Raw genomic sequence first — 2,794 nt, 5'->3', positions numbered from 1 at the left:
GGGGACAGTATTTTGTCGATGCAGGTGGTGGCGCGGGCCCGTGCAGCCGGGGTGGTGTGCAGGCCGCGCGACATTTTCGTCGAGCAGACCGTGGCCGGGCTGGCCCGGGTGGCCGTGGTGGCCGACGGCGCCGGTGAGGTGATCGATGAGGGCGTCGGGCCGGTGCTGGTCACCCCGATCGTGGGCTGGCTGCAGGCCGTGGCGGGTCCGGTCGAGGAGTTCAACCAGACGGTGCTGGTGCAGGCCCCTGCGGGGGTGAGCGAGGCCGATGTGGTGGTGGTGTTGCAGGCCTTGCTGGATCGCCACGCCATGCTGCGGCTGCGTGTTGACCACGACCGCGCGGGCCGGTGGTTGTTACGGGTGCCCGAGGTGGGGTCGGTGGATGCCGGCGGGTGCTTGGACTCGGTGGACGTGTTGTCCGATGAGGCGTTGGTCAAGGCGCGGTCGCGGTTGAACCCTGACGCCGGGGTGATGCTGTCGGCGTTGTGGGTGGCCTCGACTGGCCAGTTGGCGTTGATCATTCACCACCTGGCCGTTGACGGGGTGTCGTGGCGAATTCTGTTGGAGGACCTCAACATCGCCTGGGCCCAGCACCGCGGTGGGCAGCCGGTGGTGTTGGCGGCGGGCGGGACGTCGTTTGCCCGGTGGGCATCGCTGCTGGCTGAATACGCGCACCACCCGCAGGTGATCGAGCAGGCCGACACCTGGCGGCAGGTGGCGGGGACCCCTGCGGTGTTGCCGGCGGTGACACCGGCGGTGGATACCTACGCCAGCGTCGGGCTGTTATCGGCGGCCCTGGATGTCGAGACGACTCGCAGGCTCTTAGGTGAGGTGTCGACGGCGTTTCATGCCGGGGTGCAAGACATTTTGTTGATCGCGTTCGGGTTGGCGTGGGCGGAATTCTTGGGCACCCCCACCGCGCCGATCGGCATCGATGTCGAGGGCCATGGACGCCACGAGGAACTGGGCCCCGATGTGGACCTCTCACGCACCGTGGGCTGGTTTACCAGCAAATACCCGGTGTCGTTGCGGATGGGTGGACAGTCCTGGGCGCAGGTCATCGCCGGGCAGGCCGCGCTGGGGGCGGTGATCAAAGACGCCAAAGAGCAGCTTCGGGCGCTGCCGGACGGTGTGACCTATGGGCTGCTGCGCTATTTGAACACCGAGGTGGAACTGGGCGGGGCTGACCCGCCGATCGGGTTTAACTATCTAGGCCGCCTAGGCGGGCCGGCCGGGCAGGCATCCGAGGATCTGTGGCGCATCAGCCCGGACAGTTTGTCGTTGACCGGCGCCGCCGCGGCGATACCGATGCCGCTGGCCCACACCGTGGAACTCAACGCCGTCACGGTGGACACCGACGCCGGCCCGCAGCTGCACGCCAACTGGATGTGGGCGCCCTCGGTGCTCGATCGCGCGGCGGTCACCCGGCTGAGCCGGTTGTGGTTTGAGGCCCTGACCGGTATCTGCGCGCACGTGCACCAGGGTGGGGGCGGGCTGACCCCATCCGATATCGCCCTGGCCGCTTTGAGCCAGCACCACATCGACGAGCTTGAACGCCGATACCACATCGGGGACGTCCTCCCGCTGACCCCGCTGCAACAGGGGCTGCTGTTTCACACCAGCACCCAAGCTGGCGGCGATGATGTGTATGCGGTGCAGCTGACCATGACGCTGCGCGGACCGCTTGACCCGCACCGGCTGCATGATGCGCTGTCCACGGTGATCAACCGCCATCCCAACCTGGTGGCCCGATTCTGCGACCGGTTCGGTGCGCCAGTGCAAATCATCCCGGCTGATCCCGCGCCCGCGTGGCAATACCTCGACCTCGACGGCGCCGGCGCCGATGAGCAGTTCCAGCAGGTCTGCGCCGCCGAACGCGCCGCGGTCGCCGACCTGGCCGAGCAGCCAGCCTTTCGGGCCGCGTTGATCCGCACCGGCGCAGACCACCACCGGATGGTGCTGACCATCCACCACATCGTGGTCGATGGCTGGTCGCTGCCGATCCTGCTGCGAGAAATCTTCGCCAGCTATCAGCGGCAGCGGCTGGGCGCGGCGGTGCCCTACCGCAGGTTCGTGACCTGGCTGGCCGGTCGCGACCTGCAGGCCGCCCACACGGCCTGGCGCGAGGTGCTCGCCGGGTTTAGCACCCCCACACTGGTCGGCCCGCCAGCCCGGTTAAGCCTCGGCCGCCGAGACGTCGCCTCATTTCAGCTGCCCGAACAAATCACCCGGGCCGTTGGTGAGCTGGCACGCTCGCACCACACCACCATCAACACCGTCTTGCAAAGCGGGTGGGCGCAGCTGCTGATGGGGCTGACCGGCCAGCATGATGTCGCTTTCGGTGTCACCGTCTCAGGCCGCCCCGACGAGGTGCCCGGCGCAGAATCGATGGTGGGCCTGCTGATCAACACCGTGCCGGTGCGCGCGAGCATCACCGCGACCACCACCACCGCCGACCTGCTCGACCAGCTCCAAAACGCCCACAACCACACCCTCGAACACCAGCACCTGGCCCTGGGCGACATGCACCGCATCACCGGTCACGACCAACTGTTCGACACCCTTTTCGTCTACGAAAACTACCCGCTGGACACCGCCGCCTTGCCGGGCGACGACGGGCTAACCCTCACCGAGTTCACCAACCGCGAATACAACCACTACCCCCTCACCGTCCAAGCCCTGCCCGGCACCCAACTAGGCCTGCGCGTCGAATACGACACCGACGTGTTCGACCCGGCCAGCATCGCGGCGTTGATCGAGCGGCTGCAACGGGTGCTGGTGGCGATCAGCGCCG

At 67.7% G+C, this 2,794-nt stretch carries 1 protein-coding gene; it reads left to right on the top strand.

Translation table 11 applies throughout. The annotated features are described in order from the left end of the window. Positions 1–2,794, top strand: a 2,794-nt coding sequence (locus tag OQ968_RS24675; RefSeq protein ID WP_324682273.1) for a condensation domain-containing protein, incomplete at both ends; no start/stop codon positions are given.

It is taken from the genome of Mycobacterium sp. 663a-19, from assembly GCF_035616495.1.
Taxonomy (GTDB): Bacteria; Actinomycetota; Actinomycetes; order Mycobacteriales; family Mycobacteriaceae; genus Mycobacterium.
This window is presented reverse-complemented; position numbering and strand designations above follow the sequence as displayed.